The sequence below is a fragment of the Ruegeria sp. HKCCD8929 genome (assembly GCF_013031405.1).
Classification (GTDB): domain Bacteria; phylum Pseudomonadota; class Alphaproteobacteria; order Rhodobacterales; family Rhodobacteraceae; genus Ruegeria.
In genome coordinates, this window is sequence record NZ_WPZY01000098.1 from 1 (window position 1) to 4,212 (window position 4,212).

General features: G+C 58.9%; 9 protein-coding genes. 4 read left to right on the plus strand and 5 right to left on the minus strand.

The window, feature by feature from the left end; translation table 11 throughout:
- The 3 genes from GOX53_RS29695 to GOX53_RS28905 all read right to left on the minus strand — a co-directional run.
- Nucleotides 1-194, minus strand: a 194-nt coding sequence (locus GOX53_RS29695) for a hypothetical protein (protein ID WP_217351994.1), incomplete at its 3' end; no start/stop codon positions are given.
- A gap of 352 nt (nt 195-546) precedes the next feature.
- Nucleotides 547-849, minus strand: coding sequence for a hypothetical protein (locus tag GOX53_RS28900; RefSeq protein WP_171182331.1), 303 nt, complete (start codon nt 847-849; stop codon nt 547-549).
- A 78-nt stretch (nt 850-927) separates the two neighbouring features.
- Complete coding sequence (locus tag GOX53_RS28905; protein WP_171182332.1) at nt 928-1,152, minus strand: hypothetical protein; 225 nt, start codon at nt 1,150-1,152, stop codon at nt 928-930.
- Between the two features lie 164 nt (nt 1,153-1,316).
- Here GOX53_RS28905 and GOX53_RS28910 point away from each other — a divergent pair, with 164 nt between their 5' ends.
- Both GOX53_RS28910 and GOX53_RS28915 read left to right on the plus strand, forming a co-directional pair.
- Nucleotides 1,317-2,210, plus strand: coding sequence for an ArdC family protein (locus GOX53_RS28910; protein ID WP_171182333.1), 894 nt, complete (start codon nt 1,317-1,319; stop codon nt 2,208-2,210).
- A gap of 11 nt (nt 2,211-2,221) precedes the next feature.
- Nucleotides 2,222-2,410: a hypothetical protein gene (locus GOX53_RS28915; RefSeq protein ID WP_171182334.1), complete on the plus strand. Its 189-nt coding sequence runs from the start codon at nt 2,222-2,224 to the stop codon at nt 2,408-2,410.
- Between the two features lie 6 nt (nt 2,411-2,416).
- Here GOX53_RS28915 and GOX53_RS28920 read toward each other — a convergent pair whose 3' ends face one another.
- Entirely contained in the window at nt 2,417-2,728 is a 312-nt protein-coding gene (locus GOX53_RS28920; protein WP_171182075.1) for a hypothetical protein, read from the minus strand.
- Between the two features lie 175 nt (nt 2,729-2,903).
- Here GOX53_RS28920 and GOX53_RS28925 point away from each other — a divergent pair, with 175 nt between their 5' ends.
- Nucleotides 2,904-3,260, plus strand: coding sequence for a DUF2958 domain-containing protein (locus tag GOX53_RS28925; protein ID WP_371810457.1), 357 nt, complete (start codon nt 2,904-2,906; stop codon nt 3,258-3,260).
- 67 nt (nt 3,261-3,327) lie between these two features.
- On the opposite strand, the gene GOX53_RS28930 is transcribed toward GOX53_RS28925, so the two are convergent.
- The gene (locus tag GOX53_RS28930) at nt 3,328-3,774 is read right to left on the minus strand and encodes a hypothetical protein (protein ID WP_171182335.1); all 447 of its coding nucleotides are present in this window, start codon (nt 3,772-3,774) and stop codon (nt 3,328-3,330) included.
- Here GOX53_RS28930 and GOX53_RS28935 point away from each other — a divergent pair.
- On the plus strand, nt 3,773-4,111 hold the full coding sequence (locus GOX53_RS28935) for a hypothetical protein (protein ID WP_171182336.1): 339 nt from the start codon (nt 3,773-3,775) through the stop codon (nt 4,109-4,111). The genes GOX53_RS28930 and GOX53_RS28935 overlap by 2 nt on opposite strands.
- Nucleotides 4,112-4,212 lie beyond the last annotated feature (101 nt).

Below are 4,212 nucleotides of genomic sequence, written 5' to 3' on the forward strand. Positions count from 1 at the left end.
TGGAGCTGATCATCGCCGAGATTGAGGAAAACATGAGGTGACTGGCTCAAAATCGAATCCTGGCTATGTTCCAGATTTGCTGCGCCAAGTCTGTACGGCTGGTCTGGGAAACGAGCGTTTTCCAGACACCATGACGCCGCCGAGCCAGCGTCCAGAGACAATAAGAATTCTTGTCCCGAAATCGCGTCTGACAATCTACGTTCAGCGCCGCAAATCTCAGGTGAGAAGTCAGACGTATGCAGGTGCTTGAAAACAACACCAAAATGCTATTCGCATTTAATGTGAGCCGAGGCGGATGATTGCAGGCTGGTTGCAACTATTGTGGGTTCATTCGCAAATAATCCGGGTTTGGAGCGCTGGATAGATGCAAATAATTCGGGCCGAAAATCAGGATGATTGCAGGTTGAGCCGATTATGTTTGCAGGTCGTTACACATACTGGGCCTAAAGGACTGGCTGGACAGCCATCGAATGCGAACTGCCACCCGCCCAAGGTGAGAGATCCGGCAGCGCGCGGCCGGTCGCGCGCTGTCCCATCCGGGTAGGCTCACGACGTCTCTGTTTCCAGCCGATCATCCAGCTCCCGAAACCAGTCGTCCATGTCGTCGTCGGTGTAGTTCTCGGGCCCGAGCTTCAAAGGCGGCTCGCCTTCCGCACTCTGATCTTCGGCTTCCGGCTCCCGCTTTGGCTCATCTGCTGGCCGGCATATGACAGATGACGTGCCATTCCGCTGGAAATCGACTCGTTCGCCGCGGTCGAACACTTTCAGATCCGTTACATCGTCCGCGATCAGCAAGACAGCAAAGGTGCCATCCTCAAGCTTGCCTTTGTTCTTGACGAGAAAACTCATCAGCTGCCTCCGGGATTAATTGCGGTGGGTGGGGCCGCACCTGCCCGATACATGATGTACTCCCACAGGTTAGAAGGTTCAGCGTCCAATTCCGTCATGCGGCGCGTCGGGGATCTGGTCGTGCTCCTTGGATACCTCCTCTGATTCATTCGTCTGCCACCCGCCTTGGTGCTTGTTGTCCACGTCCGGAGACAGGATCACGACGTCCCCAATCTCCTTTTCCCGGCATTTGGTGCATTCCAGCCGGGGCAGGATGTCCCGCACAGCGGCATCAGGTGCGGCAACCTCCAGAAGATCCGCCACCCGCAGTTCCGCCCCGTGGCCGCAGGCACGGCACTCCACCCACAGACCATGGGCTGAGATGGCTCTGAGAAGGGTGCCGTATTTCCTTCTGGTGTCCGTTTCGCGCTGCAAAGTGAAAGAGGGCCCTCTGTCGTCGTGAATCCATTCACGATCAGGAGGCCATCATGGGCAAGCCGAAATTCGATGTCTACAGCCACGTCACCAATCAGATCCTCGACGAACTGAAGAAGGGCACTGTCCCCTGGCGAAAGCCGTGGTCAGGCGGGCAGGCGGGTCTGACCCTGCCGCGCCGGGTGACCGGTGAGCATTATCGCGGCATCAACGTGGTCATGCTCTGGATCGCTGCAATGAACCGCGGTTTCAGCTCGAATTCCTGGATGACCTATCGACAGGCGCAGGAACTGGGGGGCCAGGTCCGCCGCGGCGAAACGTCGACGACCGTGATCAAATACGGGGAGATCCGCAAGGACGACGGCGATGGCGCGAACGGTCAAGACCAGGTGATCCGTTATGCGCGCGCCTACCGGGTGTTCAATTGCGATCAGATCGATGGGCTCGACGAGCACTGGTATGACCGCCCGGCCGGGATCCGGGACTTCGGTACCAAAAGTGATCCTGAGCTCGACGCCTGGTTCCACAGCCTCGGCGTTGAGATCCGCCACAGCGCCGAGCCCCGCGCCTATTACTCCCCGGCTCGGGATCTGATCCATATGCCGCCGGTCCACACGTTCGAGACTGCCCACGGCTTTTTCGATACGCTCAGTCACGAAGCAGCTCATGCGATCGCCGACGGCCGGCGGCTGGATCTGTCCTTTCCCGGCAAGACCCGCTCAGAACGCTATCAGCACGAGGAAATCTACGCCGAGATCTCCGGCGCCATGATCTGTGCCCGGCTGGGCATTCATCCTTCCTTCGAGCAGAATGCCGCATACGTTGCCAGTTGGATCAAAACGATTTCCGACGATCACAAAGCGATCCTGCGCGCTGCCGCCAACGCTCAAGCCGCCGCGGACTGGGCGTTCGAGCGGGCAGGGGAGCCGGGCGCACCTTCAGAGTAGGAGGCCGCCTGATGCAGACCTTTCGGGTTACATGGGAGATCGACATCGAAGCCGACACGGCGACTGAAGCTGCAGCAAGAGCCCTTGCGATCATGCGGGACAATGATCCGCTCAACACGGCCACTGTGTTCACCTGCGTCGATCCGGAATGCGAAGCCACGGTTGTGGATCTCGACGAAGAAGATGGAGGCCTGAGCTGAGGAGGATCAGGGCTTGTTGCTGTCGATCCAACGCGACATCAGCACACGATCGCGGAAGCATTCGTCCGGAACCACGCTGCGCTTGATCCGGGCGATGCGCTCCGCAAAAGCAACCTGCTTCGAGCTCGGCCGGGGATCCCTGTCTGCAGCCGGCGCCTGCAACTGGGCATCGATCCAGCGGCTCAGCTCATACCGATCCTGCTGAATCTCCCAGGGCAGAACAACGTTCCGCTCCTGGGAGATCCGCCGGGCATAGGCGAGCTGTTTTGGCGTCGCAGGCAATGTCTGGGATGGAACAGTGGCAGTCTGTCCGGACATCAGATTTCCCCCTCTGGCAGCTTGCTCCCAATATAGAACAAACAGGGGGCGTGTTCAATCATATTGCGGTTCCCAGCGACAGAAATACTACATGTAGCGGTGCCCTCCGAAAAGGAAGAGGTGGCCTGCTGGCCTTGCGATCCCGAATTGGGGGTCGAGCAACAAAAGGCTAAACATGATGCTACTACTGACCAGTGTACAGCAGGCGCAGCTCCTGAAGAATGGCGAGATGCAGTCTGCGGTTCGGGGCACGGCTAACGAATTCGACTTCGAACCAGTCGTCAAACTCTTCAATCCCTATGGCCTGGGCACATGGCTGCTGAGCGAACTGGATCCGGACCATCCCGATATTGCCTTCGGGCTTGCCGATCTCGGATTTCCCGAGCTTGGGTCTGTTTCAATGTCAGAACTGAGGGAATGGCGGCATCCTGTGTTTCGCCAGGGTATCGAGCGGGATCTGTTCTGGTCGGCGCGCAAAACCCTCAGCGCATATGCTGACGAGGCACGCAAGGCCGGCCACATCGCCGCCTGATCCCTCGGACATCTCCCGGCCTGCCTTCAAAGTGAAGGTGGGCCTTTTTCCATTGCGATTTCGACAATCAAAAAGAGCGAAAGGAACACAGGCGATGACTTCCACCAACGATCTCATGAGCCATGACCGGCTGAGCTTCATTCCCAAGCAGGATGGCAGCACCGAGGTTCGGTTCGATATGTACGGCTTTGGCAATGACATCATCTGCAGGTACAGGCCAGTCGCTGGCCCGAACCGCGATCCCTGGTCTTACGAGCTGGAGCCGCTTCAGGGAAGAGGAGGCACGTATTCTCATCCCACCGAGCACGGCTGCAAGATCGCCATCGTCCGACATCTGGTGGACGCAGGTCTGATCGGGGCTGTGGAGGACAATTCTCATCTCGATGATCGCAACCGGGTCATTGCGGCCGGGCTGCAAGCCGCGCGTGAGGCCTTCACTGGAAAGCCAACTGTCGGTGACTTTGTGAGGATGCCTGACGGGAGCCTTGAACGGTGCTGTCAGGATGCGGTCCATGGCATGCAAACCGCAGATGGAGGCAGCTTCTTCGTCCACGCGACCGGTCAGCTTCTCGGGAGGGCTGAACCGGCCCCAGCTCCGGGAGTATTTCCAGGACACCGGCGAGACGCGTCCGGGCAAATTCTGGTTCTTTTCGCATAACCGAACCGGGGCAGGGCGGGGCGTGGATGTGTTCCTGCCCTCCAGGGTGTTTGACCTGGTGCCGTTCACCATGACCGAAGATGAGGCCCGGGCGCATCCCAAGGCTCAGGCTACGTCCGAGGTCTGGGGCGAGAACCACAGCGACCACCTCCGCGTGATCTCCAGGCTTATGGCCGGGCAGCCGTATTGCTGATCATGTCTCGGGCGTTGCCGTCCGGACCGTGGCCCCCGCTCCGAAAAGGCCCAACCGGCTTGAGGCTGTGAAATCGGACAAATTCTGGAACATTTGTGAAC

What these genes read in the sequence shown, in the direction of transcription:
- GOX53_RS28900 (WP_171182331.1), bottom strand. Translation starts at nt 849, where the DNA reads ATGAGTTTTCTCGTCAAGAACAAAGGCAAGCTTGAGGATGGCACCTTT.
- GOX53_RS28920 (WP_171182075.1), bottom strand. Translation starts at nt 2,728, where the DNA reads ATGTCCGGACAGACTGCCACTGTTCCATCCCAGACATTGCCTGCGACG.
- GOX53_RS28930 (WP_171182335.1), bottom strand. Translation starts at nt 3,774, where the DNA reads ATGGACCGCATCCTGACAGCACCGTTCAAGGCTCCCGTCAGGCATCCT.
- GOX53_RS28925 (WP_371810457.1), top strand. Translation starts at nt 2,904, where the DNA reads ATGATGCTACTACTGACCAGTGTACAGCAGGCGCAGCTCCTGAAGAAT.
- GOX53_RS28935 (WP_171182336.1), top strand. Translation starts at nt 3,773, where the DNA reads ATGGCATGCAAACCGCAGATGGAGGCAGCTTCTTCGTCCACGCGACCG.
- GOX53_RS28915 (WP_171182334.1), top strand. Translation starts at nt 2,222, where the DNA reads ATGCAGACCTTTCGGGTTACATGGGAGATCGACATCGAAGCCGACACG.
- GOX53_RS28910 (WP_171182333.1), top strand. Translation starts at nt 1,317, where the DNA reads ATGGGCAAGCCGAAATTCGATGTCTACAGCCACGTCACCAATCAGATC.